We start from the raw sequence: 14,517 nt of genomic DNA, 5'->3' as shown, positions 1-14,517 counted from the left end.
GTGTGTCAGCGATGTCGTCGGCATCGCATGCCAATGTCCGATACGCGTACCAGTGACGAGGATGGCCAATGAACTACACCCATGTCGATGATGTGAACGGCACAACACTCCTAGTACCGGATACCACGTCTACCCCTTGGCGGCGGCGTGGGACATGGKCGCGTCGACGTGGTCGCCCGAGCGTCGGCTCCGGTTCGCCAACGACGTCACGTTCAACCTGCTGGCCGTCAACGGTCCGGACAATCAGGACAAGGGCGACCGGACCCCGCAGGACTGGCTTCCGCCGAATCCGGCGTACCACTGCTTCTACGCCGGCAAGTATCTCTCCGTGGCGGTGGAGTACGGGCTACCGGTGACGTTGGCGGACCGCGCCGCGCTCGCCGAGGTGGCGGAGAAGTGTCCGTGAGCGCCTCAGAAGACGGTGCCTCAGGACACGGTGAAGGAACGCGTGTGCCAGCCGGTCGCGCCACCCGGAATCGGCGGCGTCCGCTCCTCCACCTGAACGTTGCCGTCCAGATCCGTGGCCCGCACCTGGAGGGTGTGCAGGCCGGACGCGGCCTGCCACTCCCAGGTCCACTGCCGCCAGGTGTCGATGGTGTACTGCGGGGCGAGGGTCGCGTTCTGCCATTCGCCATTGTCGACCCGCACCTCCACCTTCGCGATGCCGCGGTGCTGCGCCCACGCGGTTCCGGCGACGAGGACGGGTCCGGGTGCGGTGGGCGCGAACGAGGCGGGCACGTCGATCCGCGACGCGGTCTTGATCGGACCCTTCGCGGACCATCCGCGTTGGGTCCAGTAGGCCTCCGCCTCGTCGAATCGCGTGAGTTCCCAATCCACCACCCATTTGGTGGCCGACACGTAGCCGTAGAGACCGGGGACGACCTGCCGCACCGGATAGCCGTGCTCGAACGGCAACGGCTGACCGTTCATCGCCACCGCGAGAATCGCGTCGCGGCCGTCCCGCAGGGCCTCGACCGGGGTGCCCGCCGTGAAGTCGTCGCTACTCGTGGACAGCAGCATGTCGGCGCCCGGGTGCACGCCGGCCTCGTCGAGGATGTCCTTGATCGGGTAGCCGATCCACGTCGCGTTGCCGGCAAGGTTTCCGCCGACCTCGTTGGACACGCACGTCAGCGTGATCACCCGTTCGACGGGCGTCCTCGCGACCAGGTCGTCCCACGTCAGCGTGAGCTCGCGGTCGACCATGCCGTGGATGTGCAGTTGCCAGTCGTCCGTCGTCAACCGCGGGACCCGCAGGGCGGTGTCGATCCGGTAGAACTCCTCGTTCGACGTGACGAACGGGGTGGCTCCCGGCACGTCGACGTCGGTGCCGGGAGCGATCGGGGCCGCCCGGTCCGACACGTCGGGAAGGGCGAAGGCGCGGCGGTTGTCCAGAGCTCCCGCGGCCTGCTGCCCGAGGTACCGGCCGGCGGCTCCCGCGGCAGCGGCCGTCGCGGCGGCGGCCGCGGCCAACAGTAGAAAAGTCCGGCGCGRCAACCACGAATCCTCGGCATCGGAGTCCTCGGGCGCCCGCGCGGCGGTCGTCAGCACCCGCAGAACCGCGATGCCGGCGACGACTCCCACCACGGTCGGAAGCGCAAACATCCACGTGGCGCTGGGACGCTGGGTCGAGGCAAAGATTCCCACCAGCCCGAGAACCGCCAGGATCGCGCTGCCGAACGGGGCGCGGGGACGCTCGACGATGCCCGCTGTCGCGGCGAGGAGCACGATGAGGATCGTCATCCCGACGAACAGTGCGGGTTTGTCGTTGGTGCCGAACGTGTCGATCGCGAACTCGCGAGCCCAGGCAGGACTGCGGTCCACCGTCGTCGATCCGACCGCGTAGAACGGCGACGAGTTCGGGTCGATCAGCACCGACAGCAGTTCGCCCACCCCGAGCACGACTCCGGCGGCGATCACTCCGGCGAGCGCGCGGGAGAACAGGTGCCGCCGTCTCCGGGGCGTCCGCGCCGCCTCGTGCCGGTCACCGATCGTCGTAGTCATCGCAGCCCTGCTCCTTTGCCGTCGTCACCGTGTATTCGGAGCTGAGAACGCGCACGGATGGGAGCCCACTACTAGTATTTACCGGATGAACCAGCTCGACAAAGACACTCTTCTCTGCATCTCGCTCTCCGGCCGACCGAGCAACATCGGCACCCGATTTCACAATTATCTGTACGGCGAGCTGGGCCTCAATTTCGTCTACAAAGCGTTCACCACCAACGACCTCCGGGCTGCGGTCGGCGGCATCCGCGCGCTGGGCATTCGCGGCGCCGGCGTCTCCATGCCGTTCAAGGAGCAGATCATCGAGTACGTCGACGTGATGCACGAATCGGCGTCGGTCATCGAGTCCGTCAACACGGTGGTCAACGAGGACGGGGTGTTGCACGCCTACAACACCGACTATCAGGCCATCGCGAACCTGTTGCGCGACAACGCGTTGCCCCACTCGCTGTCCGTCGCGGTGGCCGGGAGCGGCGGAATGGCCAAAGCGGTGGTCGCCGCCGTGCGCGACTACGGCTTCACCGACGTCACCGTGGTCGCCCGCAACGAGACGACGGGCGGCGCCGTCGCGAAGCAGTACGGATTCGACTGGCAACCCGAACTCGGCGCGGCACGGCCGGGGCTCCTGATCAATGCCACCCCCGTCGGCATGGCGGGCGGTCCCGAAGCGGACGATCTGGCGTTCGAACTCGATGCGATCGATGCGGCGGAGGCCGTGTTCGATGTGGTTGCCATGCCCGCCGCGACGCCGCTGATCCGGGCCGCGGCCGAACGCCACAAGACCGTCATCACCGGCGCCGAGGTGATTGCACTGCAAGCGGCGGAGCAGTTCGTGCTCTACACCGGTGTCCGCCCGTCCCCCGAAGAGATCCGCAGGGCCTCCGAGTACTCACGGTCGTGAGGTGAACACCGAGGAGTTCTTGCAACGGCTCACACGCAACTCGAGCGAGCTGCTGCAGGAACTCCGTGTCGCGCAGGCAGGCGTGCAGATCCTGTCCGCCTCCTCGCGGTCGCCTTCACCGGGACGACATCCTGCGCAAGGCCGACCTGTTCGCGCCGGCGGTGAGGACCTGAACCCCGCATTTCGGCGCGACCGCGCCCGCGCACTGTTGTCCTACAACAGCTTTCGCGGGTCGTGATTCCAGCACGCCGCGGACCGCACTCGCATCCGAATCTGGATTAATTCAATTTTGGGTCTTGACATGAATTGTGACCCCTGTCACGCTTCTCTATACGGAATCATTATTTCGCATTGTGGAAGAAGGGTCGCATGGATCTCGATGCAGGACTCCAACGATTCAACGAGGCTTCACACTCCGAGGCAACGGAACTGGCGCGAATCTGCCTGGATATTCCCCGGTGGGCAGACGAACTCGTGTCCGCCCGGCCGTACACCGATCGCGCCTCGCTTCTCACCGCCGCCAGGTCGGGCTCGGGACCGCTCTCCGCGGACGAGATCGAGCAAGCCCTCGCGCACCATCCCCGAATCGGTGAACCCCCGGGAGGCGACGACGCCCAGGCGCACCTGGCACGCTCGGAGCAGTCGAACGTCGATTCGTCCGATGCGGCGGCGCAGAAGCGGCTCACCGACGGCAACCGCGCCTACGAGGACAAGTTCGGCCGGGTCTTCCTCGTCCGCGCCGCCGGCCGCAGCACGTCCGACATCCTCACCGCACTCGACCGCCGGCTCCTCAACGACGAGGACAGCGAATTAGCCGTTGTCGCAGAGGAACTGCGCGACATCGCCGCACGTCGGCTCGCCGGGATGCTGGACGCATGAGCGAGATCAGCCAGGTCACCACCCACGTGCTGGATGCGGCCGAAGGCATGCCCGCGCGGGAGGTGCCGGTCACGCTGACGGTCCAGCGGCAGTCCGACTGGATCACCGTGGCCGAGGCCGTCACCGACGACGACGGACGCGTCACGACCCTGGGTCCCGCCCGACTCGAGCCGGGCACCTACCGGATCGTCTTCGACACCGGACGCTATTTCGCCGCGAAGGGACGTCCGGCGTTCTACCCCGACATCACCATCACGTTCGCGCTGACCGACAGCGAACAGCACTACCACGTACCAGTCCTTCTCAGCCCGTTCGCATACTCGACCTACCGAGGGAGCTAATCATGAGCAAGATCGTGCTCGGCCAGAACCAGTACGGCAAGGCAGAAGTCCGGTTGGTCAAGATCACCCGGGACACGAAGCGACACGAGATCGAAGACGTCACCGTGACGTCGCAACTGCGCGGCGACCTCGACGCGGTGCACACCGAAGGCGACAACGCGCACGTCGTGGCCACGGACACCCAGAAGAACACGGTGTACGCGTTCGCCCGCGACGGCGTCGGCTCGATCGAGACGTTCGCCATGCGACTCGGACAGCACTTCACGGGGGAATTCGAGTGGATCACCGGCGGCCGGTGGGAGATCGAGCAGTACTCGTGGGCGCGGATCCCGGTCGACGGCGAGGGCCACGACCATTCCTTCGTCCGATCGAGCGACGAACGGCGAAACACCGTGGTCACCATCGACGGCGATCGGACGTGGATCGTGTCCGGTCTCAGCAACATGGTGGTGTTGAAGTCGACGGGCTCGGAGTTCCGGGGCTACCCGAAGGACAAGTACACCACGCTGCAGGAGACGTCCGACCGGATCCTCGCGACGTCGGTGAGCGCCCGATGGCGGTACCTCACCACCGACGTCGACTTCGACAAGACCTTCGAGAACGTGCGGGCAATCATGCTGGAGGCCTTCGCCACGACGCATTCGCTCGCGCTGCAGCAGTCCCTGTTCCAGATGGGTTCGGCGGTACTCGAGGCGCACCCCGAGATCGCCGAGGTGAAGTTCTCGATGCCGAACAAACACCACTTCCTCGTCGACCTGGAACCGTTCGGACTCGACAACCCCGGCGAGGTGTTCTTCGCGGCCGACCGCCCCTACGGGTTGATCGAGGCGACCGTCGAGCGCGAGGACGCTCCCGACGCCGGCCGCGCCTGGGATTCCGTTCCCGGATTCTGCTAGGAGCGCGGCGATGAAGCGGATCGGACACCGGGTTGCCGGAACTCCCGGACCCGAGGACGAGCGTTTGCCGCTCGGAAAGTCGTATGTCTACGGTTTGCAGCACATCCTGACGATGTACGGCGGCGTGATCGCGCCTCCCCTGATCGTCGGCGGCGCCGCCGGACTGACCGGCGTCGAGATCGGACTGCTCGTGTCGGCGGCTTTGTTCGTCAGCGGTGCGGCCACACTGCTGCAGACCCTCGGCGTTCCGTATTTCGGGGCAAAACTTCCCCTCGTTCAGGGCATTTCCTTTGCCTCGGTGTCCACGATGGTGGCGGTGGCCAGCGGTCCGGGCGGACTGCGCTCGGTGTTCGGAGCCATCATGGTCGCCGGTGCGATCGGGCTGTTGATCAGCCCGTTCTTCTGCAGGATCGTGCGCTACTTTCCGCCCGTCGTCACCGGATCGATCATCACGGTCATCGGCATCTCCCTCCTTCCGGTCGCGGTGCGCTGGGCGATGGGCGGCAACGCCAAGGCTCCGGACTGGGGGTCGATGTCCAATATCGGACTCGCCGGGTTCAGCCTGTTCATCGTGTTGCTGGTGAGCCGGCTGGTGCAGGGAACCCTGTCGCGGTTGTCGATCCTGATCGGCATCGTCGTGGGAACCCTGTTCGCCGCGCTGATCGGCAAGGCCGACTTCGGTGCCGTCGGAAAGGGCGCGATCTTCGAACTGCCGCAGGTGTTCTCGTTCGGCACTCCCCTGTTCCAGATCGGCGCGATCATCTCGATGACGGTGGTGATCCTCGTGATCATGACCGAGACGACGGCGGACATCCTGGCCGTCGGCGAGATCGTGGAAACGAAAGTCGACGCCCGCCGGGTGGGCGACGGTCTGCGCGCCGACATGCTCGCCACCACCGTGGCACCGGTATTCGGCACGTTCCCGGCCAGCGCGTTCGCTCAGAACGTCGGGCTGGTCGCGATCACCGGAATCAAGAGCAGATACGTTGTCGCGGCCGGAGGTTCGGTTCTGTTCGCTCTCGGACTGTTCCCCGTCCTGGGGCGACTGGTGGCGTCCGTGCCGCTGCCGGTCCTCGGCGGTGCGGGGATCGTCCTCTTCGGTTCGGTGGCCGCGAGCGGAATCCGGACCCTGTCCAAGGTGTCGTACGACGGCAACCTCAACCTGGTGATCGTCGCGGTGGCCCTCGGATTCGGGGTCATTCCGATCGCGGTGCCCGAATTCTACGCGGCCTTCCCGGAATGGGTCCACATCGTCTTCGACTCGGGAATCAGCGCGGCCAGCATCGTCGCGGTGCTGCTCAACATCCTGTTCAACGAGATCAAGGCCGGCAACCGGCCCACTCCCTCGGTGGTCTCGGCGGCGCCACCCGTCCTCGTCCACCCAGCCGAGGACTCGGAGCACCCGGCAGACACGGCGCGCACCTCCGCCGTGCGGAACGAATAAGCAGCCGGAACAGGCCACCCCCTGGTCGGGCGGTGCGGTCGCGACGCTACCGGTCCGCGACTGCACCGCCCTCCCTGCGAAGATCGAGCAGGCGCATCACCCGTGTCGCACTCACCCCGTGAACGAGGACGGAGAGGACGACGGTGAAGGCCACCGTCGACCACAACCATTTCTCGTCGTCCACGCCGGCTTCCGCAGCGGCGTAGGCGAGATAGTAGATCGATCCGATTCCGCGAACCCCGAAGAACGCGGTGACCCGGCGCTCGGGACCGGACATCTCCTCGCAGCCCAGCAGCGAAAGCCATCCCACCACCGGCCGGATGACGAACACGAGGGCTGTCGCGACGAGAACCCCGCCCCACGTCAGTCCGGTCAGCAGACCGGAGGTGAGTGCCACCCCCAGCAGGAGCAGAACGGCGAGGGTGAGCACGTGTTCGAGTTGCTCGATCAGGCTGTGCATCTCGGCGTGGTAGTCGTGGGCCCGCTCCGTCCGACGGATCGCGACCGCGCAGGCGAAGACGGCGAGAAAGCCGTATCCCCCGGCCAGTTCGGTGAGTCCGTACACGGCGAACGTGGCGGCGAGCGCGAAGATGGGTTCGCTGCGTTCGGCGAGGCGCATGTGTGTGATCGGGAAGCGGAAGACCGCGCGGCCGAACAGATCACCGGCAATCCACCCCAGGGCCGCGCCGATGACGACCTTGCCGATCAGCTCCCAGGCCACCCACTGCACGATCCACTGCTCGATCGGTCCCTTGCCGATCATGAACAGCGCCAGATACACGAACGGGAAAGCGAGAGCGTCGTTGAGCCCGGCCTCCGAGGTGAGCGCGAACCGGACCTCGTCGTCCTCCCGATGGGACTCGCCGCCCGAGGTGGGACCCTCCACCTGCACGTCGGACGCCAGAACCGGGTCGGTGGGCGCGAGGACGGCCCCGAGCAGGATCGCGACGGCGGGGGTCAGTGCCGCCACCCACCAGCCGAGCAGCGCGACAGCGGCGATTCCGAGAGGCATCGCGATGAGCAGCAGGCGCCACGTCGAATTCCACGTCCGCCAGCCCAGAGGCCTGTCGATCGCCAGTCCCACACCCATCAGGGCGACGATGACGCAGGTTTCACTCAGGTGCTCCGTCACAGCCGGATGCAGTGCCGGCGACAGGGTGTCCGTGCCCGACTCGCCGAGCAGCAGGCCGCCGCCGGCTCCGACCGCCAGGACGATCAGCGGCGCCGAGACGGCACGGTCCTGGAACAGGCGCGGAACGGTGGCCGCCAGCAGAAGAGCCAGTCCTGCCGTGAGATACACGAAATCGGTGTTCAGCGCGGTCCACCGCCTCCGCGTGGGGAAGATCCAGTCCGGTCGCCTCCGGTTACCCCCGTGCGCGAATCCGAACCAGCGCCGTCACCCCACCTCACCCCGCAGCAGGGACGCCATTCGTGCGTCGAACGCCACGAACAGCACCCGGGGGATTTCGGCGTCCGACTCACGGACGGCACCGACCGCCTGCCGGACGGCGTCGTCCGCGGGCCAGCCGTACACCCCGGACGAGATCAGCGGGAACGCGACGGACTGCGCGCCGAGATCGGAGGCCACCGCCAGGCTGCTGGTGTAGGCGCTGCGCAGGGTGGCCGACCGATCGTCCGACGCGGAGTACACGGGGCCGACCGTGTGGATCACCCATCGAGCCGGCAACCGGCCCGCCGTCGTCGCGACCGCCTGCCCCGCCGGGAGCCCGTCCTGCAGTGTGGTGGCCCGCAGCTGCCTGCATTCGGCGAGGATCTCGGGGCCACCGGCCCGGTGGATGGCGCCGTCCACGCCACCACCGCCGAGCAGACCGGAGTTGGCGGCGTTGACGATGGCGTCGACCTCGACCGTCGTGATGTCACCCTGCACTACCTCGATGGTGGTCATCACCCCATTATCGCCGCGAGCTCACCGCGACCCGCACGATCAGTCCGGCGACCAGCGCCCAGAACGYGGACCCGATGCCGAGGATGCTCACCCCCGACGCGGCGATCAGGAAGGTGACGACGGCGCCTTCCCGTTCGCGGACGTCGTCGAGGGCGGAGGCCAGTGCCCCGCCGAGGGTGCCGAGGAGCGCGAGACCGGCGACGGCCTCCACGACGCCCTCAGGTGCCGCGGCGATGAGCGTGGCCACCGCGGCGGAACAGGCGGCGAGCACCAGGTAGGCCCAGCCTGCCGTGAAGGCCGCGACCCAGCGCTTTTTGGGATCGGGGTGTGCGGACGGTGCGGCGGCGAGGGCGGCGCTGATGGCGGCGAGGTTGATGGCGTGTCCACCGGCGGGCGCGCCCACCAGGGTCCCGACTCCGGTCACCAGCATGGCCGGCCGCCACGGCACCCGGTAGCCGAACGAATTCATGACGGCGGTCCCGGGGATGTTCTGGGACGCCATCGTCACGATGTACAGCGGGATCGCGATCCCGATCATCGCCTGCCACGTCCAGGCCGGTGCGGTGACGTCGRGTCTCGGCAGGAGCGCGCTGGTGTCCAGCCCGTCGCTGCCGGAGGCGAGACCGATCGCGATCACCACTGCGGCGGCCCCGAACGCGGCCGGCACCGCCCACCGCGGCGAGTACCGCTGCAGGACCAGCCACACGAGAATCACGGGCGCGACGGCCAGCGGAGCGTCACGCAGCGCCAGCACCGGCGCCAGGCACAGCGGCAGCAGCACCCCCGCGAGCATCGCCTGCGCCAACGCCGAGGGGATGGCCGCGATGAGCCGTCCCAGCCGCGGCCACAGCCCCGTGAGGATCACCGCCGCCCCCACGACGACGAACGCCCCGACCGCCGCCGGCCAGCCGCCGCTCACCGTCCCCGCACCGGCGAGGAGAGCGGCGCCCGGCGTCGACCACGCCAGCGTGATCGGCATGCGGTAGTGCCGCGACATCCACAGCATGCCCAGTGCCTGCGTCACACACAACGCCAGCAGTCCCGACGCGGCCTGGGCGGAGTTCGCTCCCACCGCCGTCAGTCCGGTGAGGACGACCGCGAACGAACTGGTGAAGCCCACCAGGGCGGTGACGATTCCGGCGCTGATCGGCTGGGCGGCGGAATCGGGTGAGCGCACATCGCTGTCGGGCACAGACATAGGACGCGATTCTGCCCGACGCGTGGTCCCGGGGGATCCGTGGCATTAGGGTCGGCACGGTGAAACACGACGACGCCCCCGCACTGCCGACCGCCGCCGACTTCCCCGCCCTGTGGCCGGTGCCGACCCGTTGGGCCGACAACGACCACTACGGGCACGTCAACAACGTCACGTACTACTCGTACTTCGACACGGCCGTCAACGGCTGGCTGATCGCGACGACGGGCACCGACATCCGCGATCTGCCCGCCATCGGCGTGGTCGCCGAGACATCCTGCAAGTACGTCAGCGAGCTGACGTTCCCGGACCGTCTGCAGGTGGGGTTGTCCGTCGAGAAGCTGGGCACCCGGAGCATCGTGTATGCGCTCGCGATCTTCCGCGAGAACGACGACGCGCTCGAACTCGCGGCTCTCGGCCGTTTCGTGCACGTGTACGTGGACGCGAAGTCCCGGCGACCGGTGCCGATTCCTGCCGAAATCCGGAGCGCTGCAACCCTTCTGGTGGCGCCGGACGCCGTCTGAACGTCCGGCACGACCAGGCGGTTCAGCGCAGTCCCTCGGCCTCCGCCGTGGCCACCGCCCGGGCGATGATGCCGTCGATCAGCGCGACCGTGGGCGCACCGGTCTCGGCCTTGTTCCGGGGGTCGTCGATCACCCGGCGCAGGACGCCTTCGGCGATGATCGCCAACTTCCACAACGCCAGCACGTGCCAGTACCCGACATGCGTGACATCGCGTTTCGTGTGGTGGACGTAGGCCTCCACGAGGTCGGCCCGGGTGGGAAATCCCTCCAGAGTGGAGGCAGGGAACGGTCCGGCGTCCTCGTCGCCCGCCTCGGGCCAGTAGGCCAGCAATGCGCCGACGTCGGCGAGGGGGTCGCCCAGCGTGCACAGTTCCCAGTCGACCACTGCGACCACCTCACCTTCCTCGGGCGAGGTGATGACGTTGCTCAGGTGAAAATCACCGTGCACCAACGACAGTTCGGTCTGCTCCGGCATGTTGCGCTCGAGGATGCCCGCCAGGTCCTCGATCGCCGGGACGTCGCGGGTGCGGGACTTCTCCCACTGATCCGTCCAGCGCTTCAACTGCCTTGCCGCGTACGGCTTGTGACTGGCCAGATCCTCCAGCCCGGCATCTCCGAGATCGACCGCATGGATCTTCGCGAGAGCCTTCGGCATCGCCAGTCCGACGGCATTCCGCTGTTCGGGTGTCAGCTTCTTCGCCACGCCGATACTGTCGATCACCACCCCCGCGACGTAACTCATCAGCACGAGCGGCGCGTCCGTGACCTCCGGATCGTCGGTGAGCCCGAGGATCTTCGGCACCGGAACGTCGGATCCCTGCAGAGAGGACAGAATCCGATGTTCGCGGACCACGTCGTGCGCCGACGCGAGCAGATGTCCGAGCGGTGGCCGCCGCAGCACCCACCGACCACCACCCGCGTCGCTGACCGCGTACGTGAGATTCGACTGACCGTTCCCGATCCTCTCGAAGCTCAGCGGCGCGATCGCTCCCACGCCGAGTCCGGCAATCCACGCAGAAACGGCATCTTCGTTCAGCCCCACAGCATTCACGCGCTCGATGCTAACCGCTCGGAAGCCCGATGCGGAGGGAACCGGTCCGCACCGCAGGTCGCGGCCCTAGGGTGGCAACAGTGAGGCCGATTCGGCCGGAACTGGAGGGACCGACGTGGAAGTTTTCCTCATCGTGTGCGGCGTGCTCCTCGCCGTGAGTGCCGTCGCCGTGAGCATTCCCAAGCTGAGACTGAAGGGAACCGCGTGGACGGGGTTGCAATCCCGGGGCCTGAGCGGGCAACAGGTCCGGCTGATCGGCGTGGCGGAACTCGCCGGGGGTGTCGGCGTTCTCGTCGGCCTCTACTGGACCCCACTGGGAGTGATCGCGGCGGTGGCGCTGCTGATTCTCCTCTTGTGCGCAATCGGCTTTCACGTCCGGCACGGCGACTACGGCAACCCCGACACCCGGGCCGTCGCGATGCCCGCGGTGTACCTCGCGGTGCTGGCCGTCCTCGCCTCGATCGGGTTCGTGTTCGCGGGGTGATCCGGGTCCTCGGACCCTTGCAGCAACAACCTGGCGTCGGCTGTGTCCGAATTGATCATTAGACGCAGCATGACACCTCTGGACCCCCCGAAACTGGGCATTCTGCCCGAAGCCGGCGGTGCCACTTGCGCACTTCGCGTTCCCGTGGATGCTGTGAAGTAGGACACACACTTGTCCTACCGCAGTACCCGTCTCCTACGAACCCACAAGGTTCACGGACTCGACAACGCGAGGTGACCCCGATGGTCGACAAGATTGCCTATCCGGTCCAGCTCATCCAGCCGGACGGCCGACGGGTCTTCAGACCCGACTACACGAGCCTGGTCCGCGACATCGGACCCGACCAACTGCGCGGCCTCTACGAGGACCTCGTGGTCGCGCGTCGGATGGATGTCGAAGCGGTCGCCCTGCAACGCCAGGGCGAACTGGGACTCTGGGCCCCCATGCTCGGGCAGGAAGCCGCACAGGTCGGCTCCGCCCGCGCCCTCCGCCCCGACGACTACGCGTTCATCAGCTACCGCGAACACGCCGTCGCCTACTGCCGGGGCGTGGACCCGGGGGTGATGACCCGCATGTGGCGGGGATGCGCCCATTCCGCATGGGATCCGAGTGCCGTGAACGTGACGAATCCCGCGATCGTCGTCGGCTCCCAGGGGCTGCACGCCACCGGCTACGCCATGGGCGCCCACCTGGACGGCGCGGAGATCGCGACGATCGCCTATTTCGGCGACGGCGCCACCAGTCAGGGCGACCTCGCCGAGGCCCTCGGCTTCTCGATGAGCTTCAACGCGCCGGTCGTATTCTTCTGCCAGAACAACCAGTTCGCGATCAGCGAACCGGTCCACCTGCAGAGTCCCGTCCCCATCGCGCAGCGCGCCGCCGGTTACGGCATGCCCGCCCTCCGAGTGGACGGCAACGACGTTCTCGCGGTCCTCGCGGTCACCCGCCAGGCCACTCAGCGGGCGCGCGAAGGCAGTGGGCCGACGTTCATCGAGGCTGTCACGTACCGGATGGGCCCCCACACCACGTCGGACGATCCCACCCGCTATCGGGCGGCAGCCGAGACCGAGGTCTGGAAGGCCCGCGACCCGATCGACCGGGTGAGGCACCTCCTCGACCGGGAGGGCCTGCTCCACGACACGTTCCTCGCCGGGGTGCAGGCCACCGCCGACGACGTCGCGGCGCGACTGCGGTCCGGGACCATCGGCGCTCCCGATCCGGAGCCGCTCGACCTGTTCGAGCACGTGTATTCCACCGCCCACCCACTCATCGACGAGGAACGCGAGCAGTACGCCGCGTACCTCGCGGGCTTCGCAGGCATCGAGGAGGCACTGTCATGACCACCACCACACTGTCGCTCGGCGCCGCACTCAACGCAGGCCTCCGGCGCGCCCTCGAACACGACCGCAAGGTCGTGATCATGGGTGAGGACGTCGGACGCCTCGGCGGGGTCTTCCGCGTCACCGACACCCTGCAGAAGGATTTCGGCGACAACCGCGTCATCGACACCCCCCTCGCCGAGTCCGGCATCATCGGCGCCGCGTTCGGCATGGCCCTGCGCGGCTACCGGCCCGTCTGCGAGATCCAGTTCGACGGCTTCGTCTACCCCGCGTTCGACCAGATCGTGTCCCAGGTGGCCAAGATTCACTACCGCACGCAGGGCCGGGTCACCGCGCCCCTCACGATCCGGATCCCGTACGGCGGCGGCATCGGCGCGGTCGAGCACCATTCGGAGTCGCCGGAGGCCTACTTCGCTCACACCGCCGGACTGCGCGTCGTGACTCCCAGCAACCCGGCGGACGCGTTCCACATGATCCAGCAGTCCGTCGCGGCGGACGACCCGGTGGTGTTCTTCGAACCGAAGCGGCGGTACTGGGACAAGGCCGAGTTCGACGTGGACGCCGAACCGGACCTGCCACTGCACCGGGCCCGGGTGACCAGGGAGGGCACGGACGCCACCATCGTCGCGTACGGTTCCGTCGTGCCGACGGCCCTGTCGGCCGCGTCCATCGCCGCCGACGAGGGGCACTCCCTCGAGGTGATCGACCTGCGCTCCCTCGCGCCGATCGACTTCGACACCATCGAGGAGTCGGTTCGCAAGACCGGAAGACTCGTCGTCGCGCACGAGGCGTCGACGTTCCTCGGCCTGGGCGCGGAGATCGCCGCCCGCATTTCCGAGCGGTGCTTCTACCAGCTGGACGCGCCGGTCCTGAGGGTCGGCGGATTCGACGTTCCGTATCCCCCGGCGAAACTGGAACTGCACCATCTGCCGGACGCCGACCGCCTGCTCGACGCGGTCGATCGCAGCCTCGCGGCCTGATCGCACCCATCGGAGGAAGGAGCCGTCCGTTGGCGCAGGAATTCCGCCTACCCGATCTCGGTGAGGGGCTGACGGAGGCCGAGCTGGTCTCCTGGGCCGTCGAGGTGGGCCAGACGATCGAACTCAATCAGGTGATCGGAGAGGTCGAGACAGCGAAGGCGCTCGTCGAGTTGCCTTCGCCGTACGCGGGTGTCGTGGAGGAACTGCTGGTTCCGGCTGGCGCGACAGTGCCGGTCGGGACGCCGATCATCCGGATCGCGACGGATGCGGCCACCGAGGAACCTCCCGCGCGCACGCCGGTTCTGGTGGGGTACGGGCCCGAGGCCGCCGCCGAGAGCAAACGGGCCCGGCGGAAGCTGGCGACCGCTCCGGAAACCGGCACGTCCGGCCCGGACCGTCGGCGCCCCGATGCCTCGCCGGCAGCCCGGGCGGCCGCACGTGAACTCGGGGTCGAGCTCGCCGCTGTCGCGGGGACGGGGCCGTCCGGCGCCGTCACCCGGAACGACGTCGAATCCCACGCGGGTTCGGCCGGGCAGTCCGTGCCGTCGACACCGGGCTCGCCGGAGCCGCCGGAG

At 67.9% G+C, this 14,517-nt stretch carries 15 protein-coding genes and 2 pseudogenes; 12 read left to right on the top strand and 5 right to left on the bottom strand.

From position 1 onward, the window contains the following. Nucleotides 1-124: 124 nt before the first annotated feature. Nucleotides 125-406: pseudogene (locus AC1D1G_RS30175) on the top strand (HNH endonuclease family protein); the annotation flags it as partial. Between the two features lie 20 nt (nucleotides 407-426). Here the strand turns inward: AC1D1G_RS30175 and AC1D1G_RS30170 are convergent. Then, complete coding sequence (locus AC1D1G_RS30170) at nucleotides 427-2,001, bottom strand: molybdopterin-dependent oxidoreductase (RefSeq protein ID WP_477954933.1); 1,575 nt, start codon at nucleotides 1,999-2,001, stop codon at nucleotides 427-429. Nucleotides 2,002-2,086: 85 nt separating this feature from the next. Between AC1D1G_RS30170 and AC1D1G_RS30165 the strand changes: the two genes are divergently transcribed. The 6 genes and pseudogenes from AC1D1G_RS30165 (at nucleotide 2,087) to AC1D1G_RS30140 (ending at nucleotide 6,462) form a co-directional block, all read left to right on the top strand. Next, on the top strand, nucleotides 2,087-2,902 hold the full coding sequence (locus AC1D1G_RS30165) for a shikimate 5-dehydrogenase (RefSeq protein WP_317571491.1): 816 nt from the start codon (nucleotides 2,087-2,089) through the stop codon (nucleotides 2,900-2,902). Between the two features lies 1 nt (nucleotide 2,903). Beyond that, a pseudogene (locus tag AC1D1G_RS30160) lies at nucleotides 2,904-3,002 on the top strand (DUF6328 family protein); the annotation flags it as partial. A gap of 269 nt (nucleotides 3,003-3,271) precedes the next feature. Further along, nucleotides 3,272-3,781, top strand: coding sequence for a 2-oxo-4-hydroxy-4-carboxy-5-ureidoimidazoline decarboxylase (gene uraD / locus AC1D1G_RS30155; protein WP_280783670.1), 510 nt, complete (start codon nucleotides 3,272-3,274; stop codon nucleotides 3,779-3,781). Then, nucleotides 3,778-4,122: a hydroxyisourate hydrolase gene (gene uraH, locus AC1D1G_RS30150; protein WP_105422880.1), complete on the top strand. Its 345-nt coding sequence runs from the start codon at nucleotides 3,778-3,780 to the stop codon at nucleotides 4,120-4,122. Before uraD ends, uraH begins: the two co-directional genes overlap by 4 nt. 2 nt (nucleotides 4,123-4,124) lie before the next feature. Next, entirely contained in the window at nucleotides 4,125-5,018 is an 894-nt protein-coding gene (pucL, locus tag AC1D1G_RS30145; protein WP_477954931.1) for a factor-independent urate hydroxylase, read from the top strand. 10 nt (nucleotides 5,019-5,028) lie between these two features. Further along, the gene (locus AC1D1G_RS30140; protein ID WP_280783673.1) at nucleotides 5,029-6,462 is read left to right on the top strand and encodes a nucleobase:cation symporter-2 family protein; all 1,434 of its coding nucleotides are present in this window, start codon (nucleotides 5,029-5,031) and stop codon (nucleotides 6,460-6,462) included. Between the two features lie 46 nt (nucleotides 6,463-6,508). Here the strand turns inward: AC1D1G_RS30140 and AC1D1G_RS30135 are convergent, their stop codons facing one another. The 3 genes from AC1D1G_RS30135 to AC1D1G_RS30125 all read right to left on the bottom strand — a co-directional run bounded on the left by AC1D1G_RS30135 (nucleotide 6,509) and on the right by AC1D1G_RS30125 (nucleotide 9,566). Beyond that, entirely contained in the window at nucleotides 6,509-7,762 is a 1,254-nt protein-coding gene (locus AC1D1G_RS30135; RefSeq protein ID WP_283335848.1) for a cation:proton antiporter, read from the bottom strand. Nucleotides 7,763-7,858: 96 nt separating this feature from the next. Further along, entirely contained in the window at nucleotides 7,859-8,368 is a 510-nt protein-coding gene (locus tag AC1D1G_RS30130; RefSeq protein WP_283335846.1) for an O-acetyl-ADP-ribose deacetylase, read from the bottom strand. A 7-nt stretch (nucleotides 8,369-8,375) separates the two neighbouring features. Further along, entirely contained in the window at nucleotides 8,376-9,566 is a 1,191-nt protein-coding gene (locus tag AC1D1G_RS30125; protein WP_477954929.1) for a benzoate/H(+) symporter BenE family transporter, read from the bottom strand. Nucleotides 9,567-9,625: 59 nt separating this feature from the next. Here AC1D1G_RS30125 and AC1D1G_RS30120 point away from each other — a divergent pair, with 59 nt between their 5' ends. Then, entirely contained in the window at nucleotides 9,626-10,087 is a 462-nt protein-coding gene (locus AC1D1G_RS30120; protein WP_477954928.1) for an acyl-CoA thioesterase, read from the top strand. A 22-nt stretch (nucleotides 10,088-10,109) separates the two neighbouring features. Here AC1D1G_RS30120 and AC1D1G_RS30115 read toward each other — a convergent pair whose 3' ends face one another. After that, nucleotides 10,110-11,138, bottom strand: a complete 1,029-nt coding sequence (locus tag AC1D1G_RS30115; RefSeq protein ID WP_283335843.1) for a phosphotransferase family protein — start codon at nucleotides 11,136-11,138, stop codon at nucleotides 10,110-10,112. Between the two features lie 115 nt (nucleotides 11,139-11,253). Here AC1D1G_RS30115 and AC1D1G_RS30110 point away from each other — a divergent pair, with 115 nt between their 5' ends. The 4 genes from AC1D1G_RS30110 to AC1D1G_RS30095 all read left to right on the top strand — a co-directional run. Then, nucleotides 11,254-11,622, top strand: coding sequence for a DoxX family protein (locus tag AC1D1G_RS30110; RefSeq protein WP_283335842.1), 369 nt, complete (start codon nucleotides 11,254-11,256; stop codon nucleotides 11,620-11,622). A 242-nt stretch (nucleotides 11,623-11,864) separates the two neighbouring features. Continuing rightward, nucleotides 11,865-12,962, top strand: coding sequence for a pyruvate dehydrogenase (acetyl-transferring) E1 component subunit alpha (pdhA, locus tag AC1D1G_RS30105; RefSeq protein ID WP_477954926.1), 1,098 nt, complete (start codon nucleotides 11,865-11,867; stop codon nucleotides 12,960-12,962). Then, nucleotides 12,959-13,942: an alpha-ketoacid dehydrogenase subunit beta gene (locus AC1D1G_RS30100; RefSeq protein ID WP_477954924.1), complete on the top strand. Its 984-nt coding sequence runs from the start codon at nucleotides 12,959-12,961 to the stop codon at nucleotides 13,940-13,942. Before pdhA ends, AC1D1G_RS30100 begins: the two co-directional genes overlap by 4 nt. A gap of 29 nt (nucleotides 13,943-13,971) precedes the next feature. After that, the coding region (locus AC1D1G_RS30095; protein ID WP_477954923.1) for a biotin/lipoyl-containing protein at nucleotides 13,972-14,517 on the top strand (546 nt) is incomplete at its 3' end.

This window comes from Rhodococcus sp. P3_B8 (assembly GCF_056402775.1).
Note: the sequence above shows the minus strand (reverse complement) of the source record. Positions and strands in the feature narration are given on the sequence as shown.

Coding starts and splice junctions, on each gene's coding strand:
- AC1D1G_RS30165 (WP_317571491.1), top strand. CDS start 2,087: ATGAACCAGCTCGACAAAGACACTCTTCTCTGCATCTCGCTCTCCGGC.
- uraD (WP_280783670.1), top strand. CDS start 3,272: ATGGATCTCGATGCAGGACTCCAACGATTCAACGAGGCTTCACACTCC.
- uraH (WP_105422880.1), top strand. CDS start 3,778: ATGAGCGAGATCAGCCAGGTCACCACCCACGTGCTGGATGCGGCCGAA.
- pucL (WP_477954931.1), top strand. CDS start 4,125: ATGAGCAAGATCGTGCTCGGCCAGAACCAGTACGGCAAGGCAGAAGTC.
- AC1D1G_RS30140 (WP_280783673.1), top strand. CDS start 5,029: ATGAAGCGGATCGGACACCGGGTTGCCGGAACTCCCGGACCCGAGGAC.
- AC1D1G_RS30130 (WP_283335846.1), bottom strand. CDS start 8,368: ATGACCACCATCGAGGTAGTGCAGGGTGACATCACGACGGTCGAGGTC.
- pdhA (WP_477954926.1), top strand. CDS start 11,865: ATGGTCGACAAGATTGCCTATCCGGTCCAGCTCATCCAGCCGGACGGC.
- AC1D1G_RS30100 (WP_477954924.1), top strand. CDS start 12,959: ATGACCACCACCACACTGTCGCTCGGCGCCGCACTCAACGCAGGCCTC.